The sequence below is a fragment of the Actinomadura sp. 9N215 genome, assembly GCF_044326345.1.
GTDB lineage: Bacteria > Actinomycetota > Actinomycetes > Streptosporangiales > Streptosporangiaceae > Spirillospora.
Map to the genome: position 1 here is coordinate 214329 of NZ_JBIRBA010000012.1, position 25115 is coordinate 239443.

Here is a 25115-nt window from a genome sequence, read left to right on the forward strand (position 1 = left end):
GGGATCGAGAGAAATGGAATTCCTGCGACCGGCGACCTGGAGCGAGGCGCTCGCCGCGAAGGCTGAGCTGCCGGGCGCGCTGCCCGTTCAGGGCGGCACCGACGTCATGGTCGAGATCAACTTCGATCAGCGCAGGCCGGAGGCGCTGCTCGACCTGACGACGATCGGCGAGCTCGCCGAATGGGAGACGTCCGGCGGGCGGCTCCGCGTCGGCGCGGCCGTCCCCTACACCCGCCTGATCACGGAACTGGGCGCACGCCTGCCCGGCCTGGCGCAGGCGTCCCGGACGGTGGGCTCGCCGCAGATCCGCAACCGCGGCACGGTGGGCGGCAACCTCGGCGCGGCGTCGCCCGCCGGGGACGGCCATCCGCCGCTGCTGGCGGGCGACGCGGTGGTCGAGGCGGAGTCGGCGGCGCGCGGCGTCCGGATGATCCCGATCACGGAGTTCTTCACCGGCGTGAAGCGGAACGCGCTCGCCGCGGACGAGCTGATCCGCGCCTTCTGGACGGCGCCCGCGACGGGCCCGCAGTACTTCGCCAAGATCGGCACCAGGAACGCGATGGTGATCGCCGTGTGCTCGTTCGCGCTCGCGCTGCATCCGGCGGAACGGCGCGTCGGCACGGGCCTCGGCTCCGCCGCCCCGACCCCGCTCCGCGCCACCGCCGCCGAGGCGTTCATCTCCGCGGAGCTCGACTGGGACGGCCGCGGCCCGCTCCGGGAACCGGCGGCGCGGCGGTTCGGGGAGCTCGTCGCCGAGGCGGCGTCGCCGATCGACGACGTCCGCGGGACGGGCGACTACCGCAGGCACGCCCTGTCGGTGATGGCCCGCCGGACGCTGACCTGGGCCTGGAGAGACCACACCACCGGAACGACCAGGAGGGAGGCTTCCTGATGCGCGTGAACGTCACCGTCAACGGCTCGGACGAGGTCGTCGACGACGTGTGGGAGGGCGAGAGCCTGCTCTACATGCTGCGCGAGCGGATGGGACTGCCGGGCTCCAAGAACGCCTGCGAGCAGGGCGAATGCGGCTCCTGCACCGTCTACCTGGACGGTGTTCCGGCCTGCGCGTGCCTGGTCGCGGCCGGTCAGGCGGAGGGGCGCCGCGTCGTCACCGTCGAGGGGCTGGCGGAGGGGCAGCCGGGCGACGAGCGGCTGGATCCCGTCCAGGAGGCGTTCGTGGAGACGGGGGCCGTCCAGTGCGGGTTCTGCACGCCCGGCCTGATCGTCCAGTCGCACGACCTGATCGAGCGGAACCCCGCGCCGTCCGACGCCGAGATCCGCGAGGCCCTCGCGGGCAACCTGTGCCGCTGCACCGGCTACGAGAAGATCCTGGACGCGGTGCGCCTGGCGGCGGAGCGCAAGCGGAAGGCGGCGGCACAGTGATCATCGAGAACGCGCATGTCGTCACGGTCTCGGGCGCCGAATATCCGGACGGCCACATCGTCGTCGACGGCGACCGCATCACGGCCGTCGGCCCCGGAAAGGCACCCGAGCCCGCATCCGCGTCCGCGTCCGCGTCCGCGTCCGCGTCCGGGTCCGCGTCCACCCGCGACACCGAACGGATCGACGCCGCCGGATGCCTCGCCACCCCCGGCCTGATCAACACGCACCACCACCTCTACCAGTGGGCGAGCCAGGGCCTGGCCGTCGACAGCACCCTGTTCGACTGGCTGACGACGCTCTACAAGCCGTGGTCGAAGATGGACGCCGAGGTCGTGGCCGGTGCGGCGACGGCGGGTCTCGGGTGGCTCGCCAAGTCGGGCTGCACCACGTCCACCGACCACCACTACCTGTTCCCGAAGGGGCGCGGTGACCTGTTCGCCGCGGAGGTCGAGGCGGCGCGGGAGATCGGCGTCCGGTTCCATCCGTGCCGGGGCTCGATGGACCGGGGCGAGTCGCAGGGCGGGCTGCCGCCGGACGAGGTGGTCGAGGACCTCGACACGATCATCGCCGAGACCGAGGCCGCGATCGACCGGTATCACGACCCGTCGCCCGGCTCGATGCTGCGCGTCGCCGTGGCCCCCTGCTCGCCGTTCACCGTCACGCGGGAACTCCTGCTGAAGTCCGCGGAGCTGGCGCGCGACAAGGGCGTGCGGCTCCACACCCACCTGGCCGAGACGCTGGACGAGGAGGAGCACACGAGGGAGCAGTTCGGCATGACCCCGGCCGAGTACATGGACTCGATCGGCTGGCTCGGCCCCGACGTGTGGCTCGCGCACTGCGTCCACCTGCACGACACCGACGTCAAGCGGCTCGCCGAGACCCGCACGGGGACGGCGCACTGCCCCAGCTCCAACGCCCGCCTCGGCGCCGGGATCGCCCGCGTGTCGCGCCTCCTCGCGGAGGGCGCGACGGTCGGCCTGGGCGTGGACGGCCCGGCGTCGGCGGAGCTCGTCCCGCTCGCGGGGGAGCTGCGCCAGGCGATCTACCTGCAGCGCGCCCGGTACGGCCCGACCGCGCTGACCGCACGGCAGGCGCTGGAGATGGCGACGCTCGGCGGGGCCCGCTGCCTCGGCCGCGAGGACGAGCTCGGCTCCCTCGAACCGGGCAAGCTCGCCGACATCGCGCTGTGGCGGGTGGACGGCTTCCACGCCGCCGTCGACGACCCCGTCGTCGCGTTCGCGTTCGGTCAGACGCCGCCGCTGCAGCGCCTGCTCGTCGGCGGGCGGACGGTCGTCGACGACGACACGCTCGTCACCGTCCCGCAGGACGAGGCCGGCCGCCGCGGGGCCGCCGCCCACCACCGGCTGATGAGGCTCGCGGAGGAGGTGCTCTGATGGCGTCACCGCAGAACCGGGAAGCGCCCGTGAAGAGCCCGGGTCATGTGACGGCCCCGGGGCTGGGCGGCGTGGGCGAGAGCCCGCTCCGCCCGGACGGGACGCTCAAGGTCGCCGGGGAGTTCGCGTACGCGTCCGACCTGTGGATGGACGGGATGCTCTGGGGCGCGACGCTCCGCAGCCCGCACCCCCGGGCGCTGATCAGGTCGATCGATATCGGCGCGGCGGTCGCGACGCCCGGCGTCCGCGCCGTCCTCACCCACGAGGACGTGCCCGGCCGGAAGATGTTCGGCATCGACCACGTCGAGGACCAGCCCGTCCTCGCGATCGACCAGGTCAGGCACCAGGGCGAGCCGGTCGCGCTCGTCGCCGCCGACCACCCCGAGACGGCCCGCCGCGCCCTCGCGAAGATCATCGTCGGCTACGAGGTGCTGGAGCCGATCACCGACCCGCGCGCCGTGATCGCCGATCCGGAGGGGCTGAAGGTCCAGGGGCTCGGCGGCATCACCCGGTACCAGCCCGTCCGCGTCGGCGACGTGGCCGCCGCGAAGGTCGTGGCGCAGGTAGTCGTCGCGGGCGAATACGAGGTCGGCATCCAGGACCAGGCGTTCCTCGGGCCGGAGTCCGGGCTGGCGATCCCGTCCGACGACGGCGGCGTCGACCTGTACGTCTCCACGCAGTGGATCCACAACGACCTCAAGCAGATCGCGCCGTGCCTCGGCCTCGCCGACGACCAGGTCCACATGACGCTCGCCGGGGTCGGCGGCGCGTTCGGCGGGCGCGAGGACCTGTCGATGCAGATCCACGCCGCGATGCTGGCGCTGCACACCGGCAAGCCGGTGAAGATGTCGTACAACCGGTACGAGTCGTTCTTCGGGCACGTCCACCGGCATCCCGCGCTGATGCGGTACGAGTACGGCGCCACGGCGGACGGACGGCTCCTCTACGCCGACGTCGAGATCGTCCTGGACGGCGGCGCGTACACCTCGTCCACGAAGAACGTCGTCGGGAACGCGGCGTCCCTGGGCGTCGGCCCGTACGAGATCCCCAACATCAGGATCGACGCGTACGGCGTCTACACGAACAACCCGCCGTGCGGCGCGATGCGGGGGTTCGGGGCCGTCCAGGCGTGCTTCGCCTACGAGTCGATGATGGACAGGCTCGGCGCGGCCTGCGGGCTCGGCCCGCTCGAGATCCGCCGCCGCAACGCCGTCTCGCAGGGCTCCAAGCTCGCGACCGGGCAGGTCATCGAGTCCCCGGCGCCGCTCGCCGGGATGCTGGCCCGGCTGGACGCGACGCCGATGCCGCCGCCGCTCGACCCGTCCGACCTGCGGAACCTGCCGGGCGGGGTGTCGCAGACGACGCACGGCGAGGGCGTCGTGCGGGGCGTCGGGTACGGCGTCGGCATCAAGAACATCTGCTTCTCCGAGGGGTTCGACGACTATTCGACGGCGCGTGTCCGGCTGGAGGTCATCGGCGGCGAGGCGACCGCGCTGGTGCACACCGCGGCGGCGGAGGTCGGGCAGGGTCTCGTCACGATCCAGGCGCAGATCGCGCGGACGGAGCTGGGCGTCCAGCGGGTCACGATCGCGCCCGCCGACAACCGGGTCGGCGACGCGGGCTCGTCCAGCGCGTCGCGCCAGTCGTACATGTCGGGCGGCGCGGTCAAGACGGCCTGCGAGGCGGTCCGCGCCGAGCTCCTCGCGCTCGCCGCCCGGCGTTTCGACCGCACCGACCGCACCGACCTCGCCGTGGCCGGCGGGAAGATCGTCTCACGGGCGGACGGCGTGCTCGGCACGGTCGAGGACGTCCTCGGCGACGCCGTCATCGAGGAGACCCGCGAGTACCGCCACCGGCCCACCGCCGCGATGGACCCGGTCACCGGGCAGGGACGCAGCCACACGCAGCTCGCCCTGTGCGTCCACCGCGCCGTCGTGGACGTGGACACGGACCTCGGGCTCGTCAAGGTCGTCGAGCTCGCCGCCGTCCAGGACGTCGGCAAGATCATCAACCGGATCGGCGTGGAGGGGCAGATCCACGGCGGGTCCGCGCAGGGCCTCGGCCTCGCGGTGATGGAGGAGATCGTCGTGGCGGACGGCGTCGTCCGGAACCCGTCCTTCACCGACTACCTGATCCCCACGATCCTCGACATGCCGCCGATGCGGCTCGACATCCTGGAGAACCCCGACCCGGAGGCGCCGTACGGGCTGCGCGGGGCGGGCGAGCCGCCGACGCTGTCGTCCACGCCCGCGATCGTCGCCGCGATCCGCGACGCGACGGGCCGGGCGCTGACGCGCGTGCCCGTCCGGCCGGAGCACATCGTCCGGGGGGCGTGACGTGGACGATCTCGTGATCAGGTCCCGCCGGGCCGTCCTGCCGGACGGGGAGCGGCCCGCCGCCGTCTCCGTCCGCGCCGGCCGGATCGCCGCGATCTCCCCCTACGCCGCCGACCCGCCCGCCGCCCGGGAGTCGATCGACCTGGACGGCGTCGCGCTGCTGCCCGGCCTCGTCGACACCCATGTGCACGTCAACGAGCCGGGCCGCACCGAATGGGAGGGCTTCGCCACCGCGACCCGCGCCGCCGCGTCGGGCGGCGTCACCACGCTCGTCGACATGCCGCTCAACTCGCTTCCGCCGACCGTCGACCCGGCCGCGCTGGCGGCGAAACGCGAGGCGGCGGAGGGCGCGTGCGCGGTGGACGTCGGGTTCTGGGGCGGCGCCGTCCCCGGCAACCTCGCCTCGCTGCGCCCGCTGCACGACCTCGGCGTGTTCGGCTTCAAGTGCTTCACGTCCGATTCCGGCGTCCCGGAGTTCCCGCCGCTCGCGGTCGGGGAGATGCGGGCGGCGTTCCGGGAGATCGCCTCGTTCGGCGGGCTGGTCATCGTCCACGCGGAGGACCCGGGGTCGCTGACGGCGCCGTCCGGCGGCGGGTACGCGGAGTTCCTGGCGTCCCGTCCGGCGTCGGCCGAACGTCTCGCGGTGGAGCGGGTCGTCGGGCTGGCGGAGGAGACGGGCGTCCGGGCCCACATCCTGCACCTGTCCGCCGCCGACTGCCTGGACGTCCTCGCGAAGGCGCAGGCCGACGGCCTGCCGGTCACCGCCGAGACCTGCCCGCACTACCTCACCTTCTGCGGCGAGGACGCCCGGAGCCCGGCGCACAAATGCTGCCCGCCCATCCGTGACGCCGCCAACCGCGAACTGCTCTGGCAGGGCCTGGCCTCGGGCGTCGTCTCCTGCGTCGTCACCGACCATTCGCCCTGCACGCCCGAGCTGAAGCGCGGCGACTTCGCCACCGCGTGGGGCGGGATCTCGTCCCTCCAGCTGGGGCTGCCCGCCGTCTGGACGGAGGCCCGAGCACGCGGCCACGGCCTGCACGACGTCATCCGCTGGATGTCGGAGGGCCCCGCCGCCCTCGCCCGCATCCCCGGCAAGGGCGGGATCAGCGTGGGGAACGACGCCGACCTCGTCGCGTTCGACGCGGCCGCGACCTTCACCGTCGATCCCGCCGCCCTTCACCACCGCCATCCCGTCACCCCCTACGAGGGCCGGACGCTGACCGGGATCGTCCAGTCCACCTGGCTGCGCGGAGTCCCCGCGACGGACGCGCCCGCCGGACGCCTGCTCAGCCGACCGGAAGCGCCATGACCGACTTCACTGCATTGCCCGATCTGGCCGTCCGCACCCTCGGGGGCTCGGTGATGGCGGCGAGCGACGAGTCGTTCGCGGCGAAGGAGAATCTCCTCAACCCGTGGGCCCCCGCGTTCCGGCCGGAGACGTTCGGCCCCAAGGGGCAGGAGTACGACGGCTGGGAGACCGCGCGCCGCCGCGACCAGGGACACGACTGGGCGCTGATCCGCCTCGGCCTTCCGGGCAGGATCCTCGGCGTCGTCATCGACACCGCGTGGTTCAAGGGCAACTTCCCGCCGTACGCGTCCGTGGAGGCGTGCTTCGCCGACGGCCATCCGTCGCCCGCCGAGCTGGAGGACGCCGACTGGGTCGAGATCGTCCCCAAGAGCCCCCTCGGAGGGGACGCCGCCCACGAGTTCGCCGCCGCCGAGCCCGGCCGCGTGTTCACCCACGTCCGGCTGGCCATGTTCCCGGACGGCGGCATCGCGCGGCTCCGCGTCCACGGGCATGTCGTCCCGAACCCCGAGTTCCTGACCGGGCTGACCGTCGACCTCGCCGCCCTGGAGAACGGCGCCCGCGTCGTCGAATGCTCCGACATGTTCTACTCCTCGCCGGACAACATGCTGTTCCCGGGGCTGGCGCGAAACCAGGCCGAAGGCTGGGAGACGGCGCGGCGCCGCGACGACGGCCACGACTGGGCCCTGATCCGCCTCGCCGCCCCGGGCGTGATCAGGTTCGCCGAGATCGACACCGCGAACCTCAAGTTCAACGCCCCCGCCGAGTTCGCGCTGACCGGCTTCGACGACCGCCGTCCGCCCGGCGACCGGGCGCCGTCCTGGACCCTGATTCCGCGGACCCGCCTCCAGCCCGACACCCGGCACCGCTTCCGGCTCTCGACGCCCGAGGTCACCAGCGTCCGCCTCGACATCCACCCGGACGGCGGCGTCGCCAGGCTCCGCCTCCTCGGCGACCTGGCCCCGGACACCGAACAGGACCTCCTGGCCCGATGGCGCGCCCTCACCCGCCCCTAGCCGCTCCATGACGATGCCCCCGGCCATGTCGGCGCCGGGGGCATGCTCATCGTGGGGTCAGGGGGCCTCGGTGGGGTCCTCCAGGAGGTCGTCGAACTCGCCGTCCTTGACGCCGGCGATGAAGGCGTCCCACTCGGCCTCGGTGAAGTAGAGGATGGGGCCCTCCGGGTTCTTCGCGTCACGCATGACGACGGCCCGCTCACCGAAGTCCTTGTGCTGGACGGGGACGTCCTTGCCATCGACGAACTCGATGATGACCCCGTCGCTGAGGATCGGTTCCTGCTCGGTCACTGGCACACCTTCTCATCCTGGAACCGGCCGGCCGCTCGACCCGGCGCCGACCGGGGGTCGTCCTGGCAGCGGCCGGGGTTCGTCCTGGCGCTTGTCGAGGATCCAGGCTACTGGGGAAGGGGCGCACGGCACACGGGAACCCGTCCCCGGCCGCCGGACGGCGACAAGGGACGGCGCGGTCCCGTCAAAAAGCATCCCCGGCCGTCCAAAGGGGAGAGAACGGCCGGGGAAGATCTCACGGCTTGCTACGGCGGACCGTTACGGCTTGCTGAAACCGAACGTGTACTCGCCGGTCCCGGTGTAGGCGTGGACGCGGTACCGGTAGGTGCCCGCGGCGCCGTTGTAGTTGATGGTCTCGTCCGGCGTCGGGCTGATCGACTGGGCGACGGTCTGCCAGGTGCTGCCGTTCAGCTTCTGCAGGTAGACGTCGAAGTCGACGCCGTCAGGGCCGTCGAGGCACGCGGTGTGCGCGCCGGTGGACGTCGTGGTGTAGTTCCCGTTCGGCTGGTAGTCGCTGGCGCCGGACGTCAGCGAGTCGGTCACCTTGGTCTGGTATCCGTCGCAGGCGCCCGGACCGGGGCCGCCGCCCTCGGTGACGAGTTCACGGCCGTCCTGCGCGAGGATCTGCAGGACCTCGCCGACGGGCTGGAACCAGGTCTGGTCGCTGCTGTCCTGGCCGTTGTTGCAGCTGCCGGACGTGCCGGACGTGATGCCCTGCGCCTGCCCGCCCGTCTGGGTGAACAGCGCGCCGCCGGAGTCGCCGGGGTCGGCGCAGACGTTGGCGCGGATCAGGCCGGTGACGGTGCCCTCGGGGTAGTTGACGGTCGCGTTCCGCTGCTGGATGGGGCCGCACCAGATCTGCGTGCTGGTGGTGCCGCCCGACCTGCACACCCGGGTGCCGACGGGCGCCTCGGTCGCGCCGCTGATCGTCTCGTACGTGCCGTCGTACTTGTTGACCTTGGGGGTGGGCGTCCACTGGTTGTTGGTGTCGACCCAGGCGTAGTCGTCGCCGGGGAACGAGGAGCCGCCGAACGTGCCCTGCGCGACCCGGTTGGCGCCTTCCGTCGTCTCGCCGGTGTCGCCGCAGTGCCCGGCGGTGATGAACCCACCGGTGACGGAGAACGCGACGGAGCAGCCGTACTGGGTCGTCCAGTACCGCTCGCCGCCGATGACGTCGTGGACGAGGCGGGGCTTCGCCGCCGAGTGGACGATGCGGACCGCCGCGGCGTTCACACCGCTGGCCTTGACGAACCGTTTCGCGGCCGTCCCGCTGGACGCGTTGACGACGACGGTGTTGCTCTCGGCGTCGACGTACCAGGAGGTGACCGACTTCGCGGCCGATCGGGAGTGCCGGTTCAGCTTCGTCAGCACGCCGCCGAGTTCACTCTCGCTGTATTTCACCACCTTCGGTTCGGCGCCCGCCGCCTTGATCGCGGGGGCGGCGGAGGCGTCGGTGGTGGCGACGACGACCTGGGAGCCGTTCTTCACCCAGGCGCCGCCGAATTCGGATCCGAGCGACATCCGGAGACGCTTCTGGATGGCGGCGGTCTTGCCGACGGGTCCCAGCGGCCGCGGCGCCTTTGCCGCGGTGTGTGCCTGCGCGGCCGGGGACGCCGTGTCCGCGAGCGCCGGGGTCGCCAGCGCTGCGGCCAGGCAGGTCCCGACCGTGATGCCCAGCAGCAGGTGTTTGCGGGCCATGTGACTCTCCTGAATGGGGGTGGGGGTTGGGAGAGGTGGGCGCCCAATGCCGGGACTGTAAGGCGGCCCATAACCCGCAGCAATAAATCGCTTCCAAGTGGTATTTCAATGTTGATTCGATTCGACTCGAACCACGCCGCGTGGGCAGCCGGGCGCGGCGAGGCGGCGGCCGCGCGGGGGCGGGGGACGGGGCGCGTCAGGCGTCGATGAGCAGGCGGGCGGCGGAGATCTCCAGCCGGGCCTGGATCTCCTCGGCGGTGGCGTTGCCGCGCAGCATCTCGATCATCTCCATGGTCCAGATGCCGGCGAGCGCGCGGGCGACGAGGCGGCGCGGATCGTCGGCCGGGACATCGGGGAGCTCGTCCGGGCCGCCGGACGCGGCGCGCAGGAGCAGGCCCGTCATCCGGTCGCCGAAGTCGGTCTTGACGTCCGACAGCAGCAGCGAGCGGATCAGCGCCTCCGCCAGCTCGGGCTCGCGCATCAGCCCGCGGGTCGCGCGCATCAGCACCTCCACGGCGCGCTGCGGCGGGTCGCCGGCGCTCGGCGGGCGGCGCTCGATGCTGCCTTCGAGGAGGTCGAGCTCCTCGCTGACGACGGCGACGACCAGGTCCATCTTGGACGGGAAGTAGCGGTAGAGGGTGCCGAGGGCGACTCCGGCCCGCTCGGAGACGGTGCGCATCTGCATCGCCTCGATGCCGCCGCGCGACGCGAGCGCCGCGGCGGCCTGGACGATACGCTTGCGCCGCTGGTGCTGGTTGCGGGAGCGCACCCCCGGCTGGCGTGCGGGGCCGGCCGCCTGCCCCCGGGCCCCGTCCCCGGTCACTGTCGGCTCTGCGGTCACGGTCGTTCCCTTCTCTGCGGTCGGTCACCCGGCGCGTCCTCCAAGGATACAGGCCTCACAAGAACGTGTTATCAGATCGGCTGAGCGTGGTCGTGTGGCCCGATGCCGTCCCCTGGACACAGACTAGAATCTGTTCTACTTTCGCTTTGTCCGGAAGGGAGCGGATGGGTGGACTTCAACCTCGACGAGACCCGGCGGGAGCTCCGGGACCTCGCGGCCGGCCTGCTCGCCCGCGAGGCGGCGCGGGACCGGCTGGCGGCGTTCGAGCGGGGCGGCGCGCCGTACGACGCCGCGACCTGGAAGGCCCTCGCCCAGGCCGGGCTGCTCGGGGCCGTCCTGCCGGAGACGGTCGGCGGCGCGGGGCTCGGGCCGGTCGGACTGGCCGTCGTCCTGCGGGAGGCGGGGGCGAAGGTCGCGCCCGTCCCGCTGTACGCGTCGCTCGCGCTGGCCGCCGTCCCGATCGGACGGCACGGCACCGCCGCCCAGCGCGCGCTGCTCGGCCCGCTGTCCGCTGGGGAGACGGTCCTGACGGGCGCGTACCGCGAGGTCGGCCCGGTCGGAGAGGTCACGGCGACGGCGCGGCGGGACGGCGGCGGCTTCGTCCTCGACGGGGTGAAGACGTTCGTGCCGTACGCGCGGGAGGCGTCGCGCATCCTGATCCCCGCACGCGTCGAGGACGACGGCATCGGGGTCTTCCTCGTGGAGCCGTCCGCCGTGACGATCACACGGCAGCCGTCCGCGACGACCGAGCCGCTGTCGCGCGTCGCGCTCGACGGCGCCCGCGTCGGCCCGGACGCCCTGCTCGGCGGCACCGCGGACGGCGTCACCTGGGACACCCTGCGCCGCACCGCCGTCGCCGGAGCGGTGGCGGTCGCGTCCGGCGTGATCGACGGCGCGCTGGAGCTGACCAGGGAGTACGTCGGGACGCGCGAGCAGTTCGACCGCGTCCTCGCGCAGTTCCAGGCCGTCACCATGCAGATCGGCGACGTCTACATCGCCAAGCGCGCGCTGGACGTGGCCGTCTGGGCGGGCGTGTGGCGTCTCGCCGAAGGCGCCGCGGACACCGACGAGGTCCTCGCGGTCGCCGCCTACAACGCCTGCGGCCCCGTCGTGGAGGCCCTGTACACCTGCCAGCACCTGCACGGCGGCATCGGCCTGGACGTCACGTACCCGCTGCACCGCTACTTCGCCTGGGGCAGGCAGTGCGCGCACCTGCTCGGCGGCGCGGACGACCGCCTCGACGCGCTCGGCGACCTTCTCGCCCAGAAAGGCGCGGCGTGACGTTCATCGACGTCGTCCGAATCCGAGAAGGCAGGGCGCGATGTTCATCGACCTGACCGGCGAGCAGCAGAGGCTGCGCGCCGAACTGCGCGAGTACTTCGAGAACTGCCTGGACGAGGAGCAGCGCGCCGCCATCCTGGACGACCCGTTCGGCCCCGCCTACCTGGCGCACTGCCGCCGCCTCGGCCGCGACGGGATGCTCGGCGTCGCGCTGCCGGAGGAGTACGGCGGCCGCGGCTACGGCCCGGTCGAGCAGACGATCTTCGCCAACGAGATCGCCCGCGCCGAGGTCACCTATCCGCTGATCACGCTGAACTCCGTCGCGCCGACGATCCTCCAGTACGGGACGGACGCGCAGAAGGCGTTCTTCATCCCGCGCATCCTCGCGGGGGAGTGCCATTTCGCGGTCGGTTACAGCGAAGCGGGCGCGGGCACCGACCTCGCCGCGCTGCGCACCACCGCCGTCCGGGACGGCGGCCACTACGTCGTCAACGGCCAGAAGATTTTCACGTCCGCCGCGCACACCGCCGACTACGTGTGGCTCGCCGCCCGCACCGACCCGGACGCGAAGAAGCACAAGGGCATCTCGATGTTCGTCGTCGACTGCGCCGACCCCGGCTTCTCCTGGACGCCGATCATCACGATGGACGGCCGCCACCACACCAACGCGACGTACTTCCAGGACGTCCGCGTCCCGGCGGACATGCTGATCGGCGAGGAGAACAAGGGCTGGGACCTCATCGTCAGCCAGCTCAACCACGAGCGGGTCACGCTCGGACCGGCCGGGAACATCGGGCGCGTCCACGTCCGGTTCGACCGCTGGGCCCGCACCACCGCCGGCCCGGACGGACGGCCGCTGATCGAGACGCCCGCCGTCCGCCGCGCGGTCGCGCGCGTGTACGCGTACCTGCGCGTCAACGAGCTGCTCAACTGGCAGGTCGCCGCGAACCAGGACCTCGGCTGGCTCGGCGCGCCGGACGCGTCCGCCACCAAGATCTACGCCTCGGAGCGGATGCAGGAGGTCGGCCGGATCGTCGGCGACGTCCTTGCCCGGCACGGCGACCCCGGCGACCCGGAGACCGCGGAGTTCGCCGAGGCGGCCGACCGGCTCGCGAAGGGCGCGCTCGTGCTGACGTTCGGCGGCGGCGTCAACGAGATCCAGCGCGAGCTGATCGCGATGATCGGCCTAGGCCTGCCCCGAGCCCCGCGCTGACCCCCGCGCCTTGCGCGGCTCGGCGCTCACCTTCTTCGGTTCGGTGCCGTGCGCGAAGCCCGCGGCGTCGGCGTCGGCGGCGTGCCGACGCGGCGCGTCCTGCGCGCGGAGCCGGGGGAGGACGCGGCGCAGGTCGTCCAGGAGCAGGTCGGCGAGGTCGTGGCTGAACCCGTTGCGCACCACGACGCGCAGCACGGCCAGGTCGGTGCGGTTCTCGGGGAAGGTGTAGGCGGGCACCAGCCAGCCGCTCTCGCGCAGCGCCGCGGACACGTCGAAGACGGTGAACCGGTCGGCGTCGTCCCGCACCCGGAACGCGAACACCGGGAGCTCGCCGCCGTCGGTGAGCGTCTCGAACGGGCCGAGGCCGCCGATCTCGGCAGCGAGGCGGGTGGCGACGTCCCGGCACGTCCGCTGGACGCGCCGGTACCCGTCGAAGCCGAGCCGCAGGAACGTGTAGTACTGGGCGACGACCTGCGCGCCGGGACGGGAGAAGTTCAGCGCGAACGTCGGCATGTCCCCGCCGAGGTAGTTGACGTGGAAGACCAGGTCGTCGGGGAGTGCGTCCTCGTCCCGCCACAGCGCCCAGCCGACGCCGGGCATGACCAGGCCGTACTTGTGCCCGGACGTGTTGATCGACGCGACCCTCGGCAGCCGGAAGTCCCAGGTCAGGTCCGGGTCGAGGAAGGGGGCGACCATCGCGCCGGACGCGCCGTCCACGTGGATCGGGACGTCAAGGCCGGTGCGCCGCTGCAGGTCGTCGAGCGCGGCCGCGATATCGGCGACGGGCTCGTAGCTGCCGTCGAACGTGGACCCGAGGACGGCGACGACCCCGATCGTGTTCTCGTCGCACAGCTCGGCCGCCTCCCGCGCGCCGAGGTGGAAGCGGTCGCCCTCCATCGGCACGTAGCGGGGCTCGACGTCGAAGTAGTCGGCGAACTTCTCCCAGCAGATCTGCACGTTGACGCCCATGACCAGGTTCGGCCGGTCGGCGGGGGCGCCCGCGTCGCGGCGGCGCTTCCGCCAGCGCCGCTTGAGCGCGAGCCCGCCGAGCATCGCCGCCTCGCTCGACCCGGTCGTGGAGCAGCCGACGGCGCGGCGCGGGTCGCCGGCGTGCCAGAGGCGGGCGAGCATGTGGACGCAGCGCAGCTCCAGCTCGGCGGTCCGCGGGTACTCGTCCTTGTCGATCATGTTCTTGGCGGCGCACTCGGACATCAGCCGCAGCGCCTCCGGCTCCGCCCACGTCGACACGAACGTGGCCAGGTTCAGGCGCGCGTTGCCGTCCAGCATCAGCTCGTCGTGGACGATCTGGTACGCGGTGCCCGGCTCCATCTCGCCGGCGGGCAGCGCGTACCGGGGGACCTTCAGCGGCTCCCGGCTGAAGATCGGGTTGACCTCCAGGTCCCGCCCGCCGCGCCCGCCGCGGCGGGGATGCTTGAGCGCCATGCCGCCGACCTCCTCCGCCTCGCCGGCGCCGTCCTGCCCGCCAGGCCGGGACGTCCCCGGCTGCGCACGCGATACCCGCGGCATCGCGTCCCACACGGAACGGGGCCCGCGGGCGTCAGCCGCGGGGAGGCTCGTTGAGGCCGTTCTCCAGGATGTCGAAGGCGTGGTCGATGGTCTCGGAGATCGAGCCGAACGCGCCGGGGTAGCGGCGGAGGGCGTCGGTGGCGGCCTGGAAACCGCAGGTCGCGACGCCGGCGATGACGTGCGGGCGCAGGTCGGTGGCGGGGTCGACGCCGAGCCGCCTGGCGATGACGTCGGTCAGCAGCGCCTGCTTCTTCTGCGCGTGCTCCAGGCTGCCCGCCATGAGCGTGGGGCTCTGGCTCATCATCTCGAACATGCAGGTGAACCGCTCGGGGTCGAAGCCGAGCTCGCCGCGCTCGCAGGCGCGGGCGATCTCCACCACGGTGCGGCGCAGCGCCGTCATGATCGGCTCGTCCGCGGGGCGCGCGGCGAGCGCCGACATGACGGCGTGGGTCTGCTCTTCCTGGAAGGTGAGCGCGACGTCCTCTTTCGAGGCGAAGTAGCGGAAGAACGTGCGGGACGAGACGTCCACGGCGTCGGCGATCTCCTCGACGGTCGTGGCGTCGAAGCCCTTCTCGGCGAAGAGGGCGAACGCGGCGTCGACGAGCGCCTCGCGGGTGCGCTGCTTCTTGCGCTCGCGCCTGCCCGGGGGCTGTGACCCGATGCAGGCGGCGCCGGTCTCGGGGGCGGTCGCGGTCATGGGCGAAGTTTAACCACCCGGCGATCCCCAGCCAAGCGTCAGCGGGTAACGAATGTCGTGATATGAATCATGTCGCAGGACGACGAGAGGCATTTGACGACAAGTGTCATCTTGTGACAGTTTGATGTCTTCGTCACATCGAAGCCTGCCGACATGCCACTTGGAAAGGTCGCCGATGACTCAGCCCCAGGGCGCCGAGACACTCGAACCGGGCGCCGTCCACACACCGCCGCGCGACCGTGCGCGGGGCCGTCCGGCCAGGGCCGGGCACGGCCATCCCTGGCTCACGCTCGTCGCCGTCGCGCTCGGCGTGATGATGGTCGGCCTGGACGCGACCGTCGTGTCCATCGCCAACCCCGCGATCGCCAAGGACCTCGGCGCCAGCCTGTCCGGGCTCCAGTGGGTCACCAACGCCTACCTGCTGACGCTCGCCGTCACGCTGATCCCGGCCGGGAAGATCGCCGACCGGTTCGGCCGCAAGCGGACGTTCCTCGCGGGCGTCATCGGGTTCGCCATCTCCTCGGTCCTGATCGGCCTGTCCGGCGGCCTCGGGATGGTGATCTTCTGGCGCGTCGTGCAGGGCTTCGCGGGGGCGCTCCTGCAACCGGCCAGCCTCGCCATCCTGCGCAACACGTTCCCCGCCAACAAGCTCAACGCCGCCATCGGCGTCTGGGGCTCCACGGTCGGCATCTCCATCGCGGGCGGCCCGATCGTCGCCGGCGTGCTCGTCGAGAACGTCAACTGGGAGTCGGTGTTCTTCCTGAACGCCCCGCTCGGCGTCGTCGCGCTCCTCGTCGGCCTGTGGGTGATCCGCGAGTCCAAGGACGAGAAGTCCGTCGGCTCGTTCGACCTGCCCGGCGTCGCGCTGCTCTCCGGCGCGCTGTTCGCGCTGGTCTGGGGCCTGATCAAGGCCGGTGAGGACGGCTTCGGGGACTCGGTCCCGCTGGTGTCGTTCGCCGTGTCGGTCGTGCTGTTCGCCGCGTTCGTCTGGAACGAGCTGCGGGTCGAGAAGCCGCTGCTGCCGCTCGGGCTGTTCCGGTCGGTGTCGCTGTCGGCGGCGACCGGGCTGATCGTCCTCGGCTTCTTCGGGATGTTCGGGACGGTCTTCTTCATCACCCTCTACCTGCAGCAGGTGCACGGCATGAGCCCGGTGGACGCCGGCGTCCGGATGCTGCCGATGACCGGCGTGTTCATCTTCGCGTCCCCGCTGGCGGGCGCGCTGACCAGCCGGTACGGTCCGAGGCTGCCGCTCGTGCTCGGCATGGCGTTCACCGCGGCCGCGATGTTCGGGCTGTCCCGCATCGGGGTGGACGCCCCCTACATCGAGCTGTGGCCGTGGTTCGTGCTGGTCGGGCTGGCGTTCGGGATGGTGATCGTCGCCGGGACCGAGGCCATCGTCGGCAACGCGCCCGCGCACCTCGCCGGCGTCGCGGGCGGGCTCCAGCAGACGGCCGCGCAGCTCGGCGGCGTCCTCGGGACGTCGGTGCTGGGCGTGCTGCTGTCCACCAAGGTCGGCGACGTGCTGTTCGGACGCCTGACGGGCGCGGGCGTGCCCGGCCCCGCGGCGGAGCAGCTCGCTGGCCAGGGCGGCATCGTGTCGCAGGGGGTCGCGCCCGTCCCGCCCGGCACTCCGGAACCGGCCGCGGAGGCCATCACCACGGGGAGCCACCTCGCGTTCATGGACGGCTTCCAGAACGCGCTGACCGTCGCCGGTGCGGTCGCGCTCGTCGCGATCTTCGCGGCGCTGCTGGTCCGGCGCGGCAGCACCCCGGTCGACGGCGCTGCCGCTGCGTGACGCCTCGGTTTGACGGGGGTGCCGCTCCGGCGGGTCAGCCCTGGCCCGCGTCCGGAGACGGGGCCGGGTTGGTCGTCGGGCTGGGGCTGGACGTCCCCGGGTCTTCGGTCGGCGGATCCGTCGGCGGGTCTGTCGGAGGATCCGTCGGCGGGTCCGTCGGCGTCTCCGTGGGCGGGTCCGTCGGCGGGTCCGTCGGGTCGCCCGGGGGAGTGGTCGGGTCGGCCGGAGTGCCGGTCGGCTCCCTGTCCCCGGTCGGCTCCTCGGACGGGGACTTCGTGGGCGAGGCCGTGGCGCCGGGGACGCCGCGGTCCCGGCGCGGGTCGGCGTTCGGGTGCGGGTCGTCCGGGGAGCCCGGCGTGCCGCTCGGCACGCGCTCGGACCCGGTGACGCCGGACATCGGGTTCTGCGGGCCGCCGCCGGTGCCCGCGGACGCCGGGTTCGTCTGGGCGTTGCTCGCCGTCGGGATCAGCGAGTTCGACCCGCCGTCCTTGCCCGACGGCCAGGAGGCGAGCAGGCCGATGACCGCCGCGGTGGACGCCGCGACGCCCGCCGCCGCGCCGAGCCCCTTGGACATGCCGCCGGACAGGCCGCGCCGCGGGCCGTCCAGGCCGTTCCTGGCGTCCCGGCCGTTCCGGCCGTTCCGCGGGCGGCCGTCGCCGGAGCGGGCCCGCTCCGCGCCGATCACCACGAGCGGGCTCGGCGCGACGATGCTCGGCAGCGGCCGGGTGGTCTCCTCCGCGCAGGCGGCGAGGACCGGCTCGCGCAGCCAGCCGGGCGCCCGCGCCGGCGCGCGGCGGGCGAGGAGCTGCGGCAGCCGGCCCTTCTCGAAGGCGGAGATGAGGTCGAGGCGGGGCTCGGTCGTCCCGCGCATGAGGGTGTCGAGGACGGCGCGTTCCAGCCGCGTCCGGGCGGCGTTGAGCAGCTGCGCGACCGTGTCCGGCGCGATGCCGAGGACGAGGGCGACGTCATGGGGTTCGAGCCATTCGCCCGCCCACAGCAGCAGCACCTCGCGATGGTCGGCGCGCAGCCCGCCGGCGGCGCGCAGCAGCGGGTCGGAGCCGGTGAACAGCGGTGCGCCGCCCGGGCCCGCCGCATTGCCGATGCCGGTTCCCGTCCCGGAGGCGGTTCCGGTGAACGCGCCGCGCTCGGAGCAGGCCGTCCGGGACAGCGAGTACAGCCAGAGCACCCGGTCGCCGCGCGGCGGATGGTGCACGGCGGCGGTGAACGTGTCGCCGACGGCGGCGGCGGCCTGGCGGTCGCCGACGAGCGACCAGCAGTACGCGTACAGGCGGTCGGCGTGCGCGTCGTAGAGCGCGTCCATGTCACCGCGCATGCGGTCTCCCGTCCCTGCCCACACCCTGTCCACACAACCTGGCTGACGGGACTCTAGCGCCTCCGGTCAATGTCTGAGAAGTCAGGGATTGGGGGAAACGTCGAATAGCACGGAAGGTAACCGAGGCGCATGCGGACAGTGACGTTCATGGAGATTTAAGGAAGTTCACGAAATTCGTCGGATTTCTGATCCGGTTAAGCAGGGAAGGTCCCGAACTCGCTATCGGATTTCGTGGGGAGTGATCGTGACCCGGATGACTGTGGACGATGTCTACCAGCACATTCGCGGCGTCTGCTTCAAGACGGGCCCGCCCGGGACGGTCGGCGCGGAGACGGAGTGGCTCGTCGTCGACGCCGCCGATCCCGCCGCCCACGTCCCCGGCGACCGGGTGCGCGCCCTCGTCGCTGACGCGGGCCCGCCGTCCGGCGGGAGCAGGGTGACCTACGAGCCCGGCGGGCAGGTCGAGCTCAGCTCCGCGCCGTTCGGGAAGCTCGCCGACCTGTGCGCGGCCCTCGGCGCCGACATCGCGCACGTGCGGGACGCGCTCGCCCCCGAGGGCCTCGCGCTCGCCGGGCACGGCGTCGACCCCGTCCGGCGGCCGAGGTTCCAGGCCGTCCATCCGCGCTACGCCTGCATGCGGGACTACTTCTGCTCAGGCGGCTTCCCCGACGCGGGGCTCGCGATGATGTGCTCGACCGCGTCCGTCCAGGTCAACCTGGACATCGGGGCCGACGACCCGGACGCGTCCCGGCGCTGGCGGCTCGCCCACTCGCTCGGCCCGGTGCTGGTCGCCGCGTTCGCGAACTCGCCGCTGCGCGCCGGACGCCGCACCGGGATGCGCTCGTCCAGGCAGGGCATCTGGACCGAGCTCGACCCCTGCCGCACCCTGCCCGTCCTGCGGGACGGCGCGGACGCCGACCCCGCCGAGGCATGGACGCGGTACGCGCTCGACGCCCGCGTCATGCTCCTCCACACCGCGGACGACGAGTGGGTCACCGGCCCGGGGATGTCCTTCATGGAGTGGCTGGCCAAGGGCGAGCCCGACGAAGAGGACCTCACCTATCACCTGACCACGCTGTTCCCGCCCGTCCGGCCGCGCGGCTGGCTGGAACTGCGCATGATCGACGCGCTGCCCGGGCCGTACTGGCCCGTCCCCGTCGCCGTCGCGACCGCGCTGCTGGACGACCCGGCCGCGTCGAGCGCGGCGGAGGCGGCGGCCGAGCCGGTGGCGCACCGGTGGGCGGACGCCGCCCGGTGCGGGCTGTCCGACGCGTCCATGGCCGCCGCCGCGCGGGCCTGCTTCGCCGCGGCGCTGGACGCGCTGCCACGGCTCGGCGCGTCCGGGCTGGTCCCGCTGGTCGAGGAGTACGCCCGCCGGTACGTAGAGCGCGGACGCAGCCCCGCCGACGACCCGCCGTCCCCGTCCCCCTCACCGTCCCCATCACCGTCACCGTCCCCGCCGTCCCCGTTACCGCCGTCGGAAGAGGAGGTCACGACATGGCCCCGGTGAGCGCCCCCGGCTCGATCGCCGAGGACGACCTGAAGGAACTGATCGCCACCGAGCTGGAGGCGGTACGGGACCGCAGCTTCGGCCTCACCACCCACGTCCTCGCCGAGGCAGACCTCACCGGCCAGGTGTCGCCGCTGATGTCGCCGCTCGTCTGGGACCTCGCGCACGTCGGCAACTACGAGGAGCTGTGGCTGCTGCGCGCGGCGGCGGGCATCGACGCTATGCGCCCCGAGATAGACGACCTGTACGACGCGTTCGAGCATCCGCGTGCGGAACGGCCGTCGCTGCCCCTCCTGTCGCCGGACGAGGCGCGTTCCTACATTCAGACGGTTCGCGCCAAGGTGCTCGACTCGCTGTCGGCGGTGCGGTTCGACACGGCGAATCCGCTGACGTCCGGCGGGTTCGTGTACGGGATGGTCGTCCAGCACGAGCACATGCACGACGAGACCATGCTGGCCACCCACCAGCTACGCAAAGGCGCCCCCGCGCTACTCGACCCCTTGGCCGAGCCCTTGGGGAACGGTGCCGACCGCCCCGGAACGGACGAGGTGCTGATCGACGCCGGTCCATTCCAGATGGGCACGTCCGACAATCCGTGGGCGTACGACAATGAGCGTCCGGCGCACATGGTGGACGTCCCCGCGTACTACATCGACGTAGAGCCGGTGACCAACGCCGCCTATCTCGCCTTCATCGAAGCCGGCGGATACGACGACCCGCGCTTCTGGGACCCCGCCGGATGGGAATGGCGTACCAGCGGCGGCAAACGCGCCCCCGCGTTCTGGTCCCGTGAAGGCGGGCAGTGGCTGCGCCGCCGGTTCGGACGGACGGAGCCCGTCCCGCCCGGCGAGCCCGTCCAGCACGTGTCCTGGTACGAGGCGGACGCCTACGCGCGCTGGGCGGGCAAACGCCTCCCGACCGAGGCCGAGTGGGAGAAGGCCGCGCGCTGGGATCCCGCCGCGCAGCGCTCCCGCACATACCCGTGGGGCGAGCACTACGCCGAAGGCCGCGCCAACCTCGGTCAGCAAATGCTCCGTCCGTCGGAGAGCGGCTCGTACGCGTCGGGTGCGTCCGCGTACGGGGTCAGGCGGATGCTGGGCGACGTGTGGGAATGGACGTCGTCCGACTTTCACGGCTACCCAGGCTTCCGGTCGTTCCCCTACAAGGAGTACTCGGAGGTCTTCTTCGGCCCCGAGTACAAGGTCCTGCGCGGCGGTTCGTGGGCGACGCACCCGCTCGCCATACGCGGATCGTTCCGCAACTGGGACTACCCCATCCGCAGACAGATCTTCTCCGGCTTCCGCTGCGCACGAACCCTACGGGAGGGGGCCTGAATGTGCCGCCACCTGGGCTACCTAGGGCCCAAACAGACACTGCACACCCTCGTCTACGACGGCGAGTACTCGCTGGAGACCCAGGCGTACGCGCCACGCATGACGCAAGGGAACCTGCTCAACGCCGACGGGTTCGGCGTCGGCTGGTACCAGGACGGTTCCGCCGTCCGGTTCCGCCGTGCCCAGCCCATCTGGACCGACCAATCGTTCCGTGAGGTCGCCGGGGCCGTACGGACGTCGTGCGCGGTCGCGGCGATCCGGTCGGCGACGGACGGGTTCCCCGTGGACGAGTCGTGCGCGCAGCCGTTCCGCGCCGGGACGTGGCTGTTCAGCCACAACGGCAAGATCGAGGACTACGGCGGCGTCGAGTCCAAGCTCCGCGACCTGGCCGGAGACGGGGTCGGGGTGACCGAGGCCCGCGCCCCCGTCGACTCCGCGCCGCTGTTCGCGCTCGCCGTCCGGTACTGGCGGGAGGGCCTTCCGCTGGGCGATGGCCTGGCCGCCGTCGTCGGCGCGGTCACCGCGTTCGCGCCGGGCCGCTACAACCTGCTCGCCTCCGACGGGACGTCCCTGGCCGCCACGACCTGGGGCGACTCGCTGTTCGTCCGCGAGGGCGAGGACGAGATCCGGGTCTCGTCCGAGCCGCTCGACGACGACCCCCGCTGGACGCGCGTCCCCGACCGCTCGCTCGTCACCGCCGGTCTCGCGTCCGGCGTCCGCATAGACCCGCTCTGAATTCGCTGAGGGAGAACCACGTGGACCGGTTCCTGACCGCCGACGACCTCGCCAAGACGCTCCGCCGGGACGTCCGGGACGGGCTAGCCGGCACGCCCAAGACCCTGCCGCCCAAGTGGTTCTACGACGAGCGCGGCAGCGCGCTCTTCGAGGAGATCACGAAGCTGGACGAGTACTACCCGACGCGCCGCGAGCGGGAGATCCTCGTCGCGCGGGCGCCCGAGATCGCCGCCGCCACCGGCGCGCGGACGCTGCTGGAGCTCGGCGCGGGATCGGGGGAGAAGACCCGGCTGCTGCTCGACGCCCTCGCCGGCACGCTCCGCTCGTACGTGCCGGTGGACGTCAGCGGCGACTTCCTGGAGGAGGCGGCGGCGGGCATCGCGGCCGACCATCCGGGCCTGGCCGTCCGGACCGTCGTCGCCGACTACGAGCAGCACCTGCACCTGCTGCCCGGCGGCGAGCGCCGCCTGATCGCGTTCCTCGGCGGGACGATCGGCAACATGCCGCCCGACGCCAGGATCGGGTTCCTCGGCGGCCTCCGCGCCGCCATGTCCGACGGCGACTTCCTGCTGCTCGGCGCCGACCTCGTCAAGGACCCGGTCCGGCTCGTCCGCGCCTACGACGACGCGGCCGGGGTCACCGCCGAGTTCAACCGCAACGTCCTGCGCGTCATCAACCGGGAGCTGGACGCCGACTTCGACCCGGCCGCGTTCGAGCACGTCGCCGTCTGGGACGGGGCGGAGGAGTGGATCGAGATGCGGCTCCGCTCCACCCGCGACCAGGACGTCCGCGTCCGCGGCCTCGACCTGGAGGTGGCGTTCGCGGCCGGGGAGGAACTGCGCACCGAGATCTCCGCCAAGTTCCGCCGCGAACGCCTCGAAGCCGAACTCGGCGCCGCCGGGATGGAGCTCGCCGCGTTCTGGACGGACGCGGCCGCCGACTTCTCCCTCACCCTCGCCCGCCCCGCGCTCGGGTAGACCCGGGCGGCGGCTGCGCCCAGGGCGCGGCTAGGACTTGCGGACGGGGTGGGCGAGGCCGAACCGCGTCAGGTCCGAGACCAGGCGGGTCGCCACGTAGCGGTGGCCCGCCGGGCTCGGGTGGGTGCGGTCCCGCTTGATGTACTGGGCGGCGTTGCCCGTGTTCGACTGCCGGTCGCCGGTGATCCACCGCTCGCCGATGGGGTCGACGAACGGGACGCCGAGCTGCCCGGCGAGGCCCTGCAGCGCGTCCCGGACGGAGACCGCGCCCTGCACCGGCGTCGCCGACCCCCACAGCGGGCCCATCAGCACGATGTGCGTGCCGGGCCAGCGCTGCCTCGCCCGCTCGATCAGCAGATGCGCGGCCGCCGCGACCTGCGGCGCCGGGACGCGCCAGTCGTTGTGGCCGCCGGACACGATCAGCAGGTCGGGCGCGGGACGCCAGCCGAACTGGCGCTCGAACAGGCCGAGGTACGCGGCGCCGCCGCTCGTCTTGACGAACCCCGCGCCCGCGCGGCCGCCGACGACGACCTGCCAGCCGAGCAGCCGCGCCGCGGCGGACGCGAACGTCTCCTCCGGCTCGACGCCCCGCTCGCCGACCGTGTAGCTGTCGCCGAGGAACATCACCACGGGCGGGCTCTGCGGGCGTTCCTGCTCGTCGCGCTTGCCCGGGCCGTCCGCCGCGGCCTGCCGGTGCACCGAGCTCCGGAACGCGGAACAGCCCGTCGCGGCCAGCGCCGCCGAAAGGCCCAGGCACAGCACGAGAGTCGCCGCGCCGCGCCGGGCGCGGCGAGAGGTCATCGAGAACCGCCCATCGTCCAGGACGATTCTTCCAAGCCCAGCAGATTGTCAAAGAACATCAGTCGTCCGGGGGGAGCATCAAAGTCTCGGGGGTCGCCTGGCATCTTACTGATCCGGCACTGGAATCGTGGCGGGTCCGGACGGTGTGGCGGGTCCGTTTCGGAGTAATCGCGCTGTGTAATCGCGGAGGGAATCGCGGCCTCGCCTACATCTGCCGTTCACCTTCCGGCTCGGGGCGGGAAACCTTGCGCCGAAAGGGTTCCGCGGTGACTGGACGGGAACGGCTCCGCGAACTAGATCTCCTGCGCTTCCTGGCCGCACTGGCGGTGGTGCTGTTCCACTTCACCGGTTTCTGGGGTGACGGAGCGTGGCCGGACCCGGCGCGGGAAGTGTTCCCGGAGCTCGCGCCGATCGCCCGTTTCGGCTATCTCGGCGTCGACCTCTTCTTCGTCATCAGCGGATTCGTGATCCTGATGAGCGTGTGGGGCCGCGGGCCGGGGGAGTTCGGGATATCCCGGCTGGTGCGGCTGATGCCCGCGTACTGGGTGAGCGTGCTGCTCGGCGCGGCCGTCTACGCCCTGTTCCGGCAGGGGAACGGCATTCCCGGACTGGTGCTGCCGAACCTGACGATGCTGCAGGGCGGGGTCGGCATCCGGAATGTGGACGCCGTCTACTGGACGCTCTGGGTCGAACTGCATTTCTACGTTCTCGCCGCCGTCCTCGCGGGCATCGGCATCACGTACCGCTCCTGCCTGATCTTCATGGCGGCCTGGCTGTTCGGCGGCCTGTTCGCGGACGAGGCCGGGAACAAGCTGCTCCAGGTGATGCTGGTGCCGACGTGGAGCCCGTACTTCATCGCGGGCATGGCGCTCTTCATGATCCACAGGTTCGGGCCGACGCTGCTGCTCTGGGGATACGTGGCCGTCGCGTACCTGCTGGCGCTGCGCTGGGGCGCCTGGCGCGCGGCGCACGCCTTCCACGACGCCAACGAGGTGGTGGTCAGCGTCGTCATCACCGGCATCTTCGCCGTGATGGCCCTGGTCGCGACGGGCAAGCTGAAGTGGGTGCGGTGGCGGGGGCTGACGGTTCTCGGGGCGCTCACGTATCCGCTGTATCTCGTCCACTCGCAGCTGGCGCTGCCCCTGCTGGACGCGGTGTACCCGGAGCTCAACAGGTGGGCGGCGCTCGCGGTCGTCATCGGCGCGTCCCTGCTGGCGGCGTACGCCGTGCACCGGCTGGTCGAACGTCCGGGCGCCGCCTGGATGCGCAGGCGCCTGCTCGCGGCGCTGGAGCCGATGCGGGCTTCCGACCCGGTGACCAGGTTGGTCGGCCGCGGCGATCGGGGTGGACGCGGCGGCGCCGGCCTCAACGGCGCCGAGCCTCCCGATCGCACCCCGGCCGAGGCGACCCCCGCCGCCCCCAGGTGAACCTGCGTCCGGCGAAAGGCGCGTATGGGCGCGCCCGGACCGATCACTGGATCTCGCCCCGATGCGACATGTCTGCCCCGTGAAGTGGGCTGGTGTGACATGTCGGCGAGCGGCGGCGCTGAACGATGTGTGGGGCGTCCGGCCGATGTGAGCGGGCTTCGGCCGGACGCACCGCCTCCGGCGGGCCCGTCTCCCCCGGTCGGGTCCGCCGGAGGCTCCA

21 protein-coding genes are annotated in these 25115 nt (G+C 72.6%); 14 read left to right on the forward strand and 7 right to left on the reverse strand.

Translation table 11 applies throughout. From position 1 onward, the window contains the following. The first annotated feature begins 13 nt into the window (after positions 1-13). The 6 genes from ACH34T_RS21585 to alc are packed head-to-tail and all read left to right on the forward strand — an operon-like array spanning position 14 to position 7435. On the forward strand, positions 14-892 hold the full coding sequence (locus tag ACH34T_RS21585) for an FAD binding domain-containing protein (RefSeq protein WP_395993986.1): 879 nt from the start codon (positions 14-16) through the stop codon (positions 890-892). Further along, complete coding sequence (locus ACH34T_RS21590) at positions 892-1383, forward strand: (2Fe-2S)-binding protein (RefSeq protein ID WP_395993987.1); 492 nt, start codon at positions 892-894, stop codon at positions 1381-1383. The genes ACH34T_RS21585 and ACH34T_RS21590 overlap by 1 nt, the downstream gene beginning before the upstream one ends. A 2-nt stretch (positions 1384-1385) precedes the next feature. Next, on the forward strand, positions 1386-2777 hold the full coding sequence (locus ACH34T_RS21595) for an 8-oxoguanine deaminase (RefSeq protein ID WP_395994042.1): 1392 nt from the start codon (positions 1386-1388) through the stop codon (positions 2775-2777). Then, the gene (locus tag ACH34T_RS21600; RefSeq protein WP_395993988.1) at positions 2777-5113 is read left to right on the forward strand and encodes a molybdopterin cofactor-binding domain-containing protein; all 2337 of its coding nucleotides are present in this window, start codon (positions 2777-2779) and stop codon (positions 5111-5113) included. Before ACH34T_RS21595 ends, ACH34T_RS21600 begins: the two co-directional genes overlap by 1 nt. Position 5114: 1 nt before the next feature. After that, positions 5115-6422 carry an allantoinase AllB gene (gene allB / locus ACH34T_RS21605; protein WP_395993989.1) on the forward strand — a complete coding sequence of 436 codons (1308 nt, stop codon included), beginning with the start codon at positions 5115-5117 and terminating at the stop codon, positions 6420-6422. After that, positions 6419-7435: an allantoicase gene (alc, locus tag ACH34T_RS21610; RefSeq protein WP_395993990.1), complete on the forward strand. Its 1017-nt coding sequence runs from the start codon at positions 6419-6421 to the stop codon at positions 7433-7435. The genes allB and alc overlap by 4 nt, the downstream gene beginning before the upstream one ends. 57 nt (positions 7436-7492) lie before the next feature. On the opposite strand, the gene ACH34T_RS21615 is transcribed toward alc, so the two are convergent. The 3 genes from ACH34T_RS21615 to ACH34T_RS21625 form a co-directional block, all read right to left on the reverse strand. Then, on the reverse strand, positions 7493-7726 hold the full coding sequence (locus ACH34T_RS21615) for a DUF397 domain-containing protein (RefSeq protein ID WP_187412408.1): 234 nt from the start codon (positions 7724-7726) through the stop codon (positions 7493-7495). Positions 7727-7984: 258 nt separating this feature from the next. Beyond that, on the reverse strand, positions 7985-9424 hold the full coding sequence (locus tag ACH34T_RS21620; protein WP_395993991.1) for a S1 family peptidase: 1440 nt from the start codon (positions 9422-9424) through the stop codon (positions 7985-7987). 196 nt (positions 9425-9620) lie between these two features. Then, the gene (locus ACH34T_RS21625) at positions 9621-10265 is read right to left on the reverse strand and encodes a TetR family transcriptional regulator (protein WP_395993992.1); all 645 of its coding nucleotides are present in this window, start codon (positions 10263-10265) and stop codon (positions 9621-9623) included. A 168-nt stretch (positions 10266-10433) separates the two neighbouring features. Here ACH34T_RS21625 and ACH34T_RS21630 point away from each other — a divergent pair, with 168 nt between their 5' ends. Next, positions 10434-11546 (forward strand): acyl-CoA dehydrogenase family protein, encoded by a 1113-nt coding sequence (locus ACH34T_RS21630; RefSeq protein ID WP_395993993.1) that lies wholly within the window; start codon positions 10434-10436, stop codon positions 11544-11546. Positions 11547-11586: 40 nt separating this feature from the next. Then, complete coding sequence (locus ACH34T_RS21635; RefSeq protein WP_395993994.1) at positions 11587-12759, forward strand: acyl-CoA dehydrogenase family protein; 1173 nt, start codon at positions 11587-11589, stop codon at positions 12757-12759. Here ACH34T_RS21635 and ACH34T_RS21640 read toward each other — a convergent pair. Continuing rightward, the gene (locus ACH34T_RS21640; protein ID WP_395993995.1) at positions 12733-14286 is read right to left on the reverse strand and encodes a glutamate decarboxylase; all 1554 of its coding nucleotides are present in this window, start codon (positions 14284-14286) and stop codon (positions 12733-12735) included. The genes ACH34T_RS21635 and ACH34T_RS21640 overlap by 27 nt on opposite strands. Before the next feature lie 31 nt (positions 14287-14317). After that, positions 14318-14983, reverse strand: coding sequence for a TetR family transcriptional regulator (locus ACH34T_RS21645; RefSeq protein ID WP_395993996.1), 666 nt, complete (start codon positions 14981-14983; stop codon positions 14318-14320). Positions 14984-15158: 175 nt separating this feature from the next. On the opposite strand from ACH34T_RS21645, the gene ACH34T_RS21650 reads away from it, so the two are divergent. Further along, positions 15159-16778: an MFS transporter gene (locus ACH34T_RS21650; RefSeq protein ID WP_395993997.1), complete on the forward strand. Its 1620-nt coding sequence runs from the start codon at positions 15159-15161 to the stop codon at positions 16776-16778. Positions 16779-16812: 34 nt separating this feature from the next. Here ACH34T_RS21650 and ACH34T_RS21655 read toward each other — a convergent pair whose 3' ends face one another. Next, entirely contained in the window at positions 16813-18111 is a 1299-nt protein-coding gene (locus ACH34T_RS21655; RefSeq protein WP_395993998.1) for an RNA polymerase sigma factor, read from the reverse strand. Between the two features lie 244 nt (positions 18112-18355). Here ACH34T_RS21655 and egtA point away from each other — a divergent pair, with 244 nt between their 5' ends. From egtA to egtD, 4 genes are read left to right on the forward strand one after another with little or no spacing between them, the layout of a single operon-like run. Continuing rightward, positions 18356-19621: an ergothioneine biosynthesis glutamate--cysteine ligase EgtA gene (gene egtA, locus ACH34T_RS21660; protein WP_395993999.1), complete on the forward strand. Its 1266-nt coding sequence runs from the start codon at positions 18356-18358 to the stop codon at positions 19619-19621. Further along, the gene (egtB, locus tag ACH34T_RS21665) at positions 19609-20955 is read left to right on the forward strand and encodes an ergothioneine biosynthesis protein EgtB (RefSeq protein WP_395994000.1); all 1347 of its coding nucleotides are present in this window, start codon (positions 19609-19611) and stop codon (positions 20953-20955) included. The genes egtA and egtB overlap by 13 nt, the downstream gene beginning before the upstream one ends. Further along, the gene (gene egtC, locus ACH34T_RS21670) at positions 20956-21690 is read left to right on the forward strand and encodes an ergothioneine biosynthesis protein EgtC (protein ID WP_395994001.1); all 735 of its coding nucleotides are present in this window, start codon (positions 20956-20958) and stop codon (positions 21688-21690) included. A gap of 20 nt (positions 21691-21710) precedes the next feature. Beyond that, on the forward strand, positions 21711-22667 hold the full coding sequence (gene egtD / locus ACH34T_RS21675; protein ID WP_395994002.1) for an L-histidine N(alpha)-methyltransferase: 957 nt from the start codon (positions 21711-21713) through the stop codon (positions 22665-22667). 30 nt (positions 22668-22697) lie between these two features. On the opposite strand, the gene ACH34T_RS21680 is transcribed toward egtD, so the two are convergent. Further along, on the reverse strand, positions 22698-23468 hold the full coding sequence (locus tag ACH34T_RS21680) for an SGNH/GDSL hydrolase family protein (protein WP_395994003.1): 771 nt from the start codon (positions 23466-23468) through the stop codon (positions 22698-22700). Positions 23469-23734: 266 nt separating this feature from the next. Between ACH34T_RS21680 and ACH34T_RS21685 the strand changes: the two genes are divergently transcribed. After that, on the forward strand, positions 23735-24895 hold the full coding sequence (locus tag ACH34T_RS21685) for an acyltransferase family protein (protein WP_395994004.1): 1161 nt from the start codon (positions 23735-23737) through the stop codon (positions 24893-24895). The last annotated feature ends 220 nt before the right edge of the window (positions 24896-25115 follow it).

Excerpts from the sequence above, each read along its gene's own strand:
- ACH34T_RS21585 (WP_395993986.1), top strand. The coding sequence starts at position 14 with ATGGAATTCCTGCGACCGGCGACCTGGAGCGAGGCGCTCGCCGCGAAG.
- ACH34T_RS21590 (WP_395993987.1), top strand. The coding sequence starts at position 892 with ATGCGCGTGAACGTCACCGTCAACGGCTCGGACGAGGTCGTCGACGAC.
- ACH34T_RS21600 (WP_395993988.1), top strand. The coding sequence starts at position 2,777 with ATGGCGTCACCGCAGAACCGGGAAGCGCCCGTGAAGAGCCCGGGTCAT.
- alc (WP_395993990.1), top strand. The coding sequence starts at position 6,419 with ATGACCGACTTCACTGCATTGCCCGATCTGGCCGTCCGCACCCTCGGG.
- ACH34T_RS21620 (WP_395993991.1), bottom strand. The coding sequence starts at position 9,424 with ATGGCCCGCAAACACCTGCTGCTGGGCATCACGGTCGGGACCTGCCTG.
- ACH34T_RS21635 (WP_395993994.1), top strand. The coding sequence starts at position 11,587 with ATGTTCATCGACCTGACCGGCGAGCAGCAGAGGCTGCGCGCCGAACTG.
- ACH34T_RS21640 (WP_395993995.1), bottom strand. The coding sequence starts at position 14,286 with ATGCCGCGGGTATCGCGTGCGCAGCCGGGGACGTCCCGGCCTGGCGGG.
- ACH34T_RS21645 (WP_395993996.1), bottom strand. The coding sequence starts at position 14,983 with ATGACCGCGACCGCCCCCGAGACCGGCGCCGCCTGCATCGGGTCACAG.
- ACH34T_RS21650 (WP_395993997.1), top strand. The coding sequence starts at position 15,159 with ATGACTCAGCCCCAGGGCGCCGAGACACTCGAACCGGGCGCCGTCCAC.
- ACH34T_RS21655 (WP_395993998.1), bottom strand. The coding sequence starts at position 18,111 with ATGCGCGGTGACATGGACGCGCTCTACGACGCGCACGCCGACCGCCTG.
- egtB (WP_395994000.1), top strand. The coding sequence starts at position 19,609 with ATGGCCCCGGTGAGCGCCCCCGGCTCGATCGCCGAGGACGACCTGAAG.
- egtC (WP_395994001.1), top strand. The coding sequence starts at position 20,956 with ATGTGCCGCCACCTGGGCTACCTAGGGCCCAAACAGACACTGCACACC.
- ACH34T_RS21680 (WP_395994003.1), bottom strand. The coding sequence starts at position 23,468 with ATGACCTCTCGCCGCGCCCGGCGCGGCGCGGCGACTCTCGTGCTGTGC.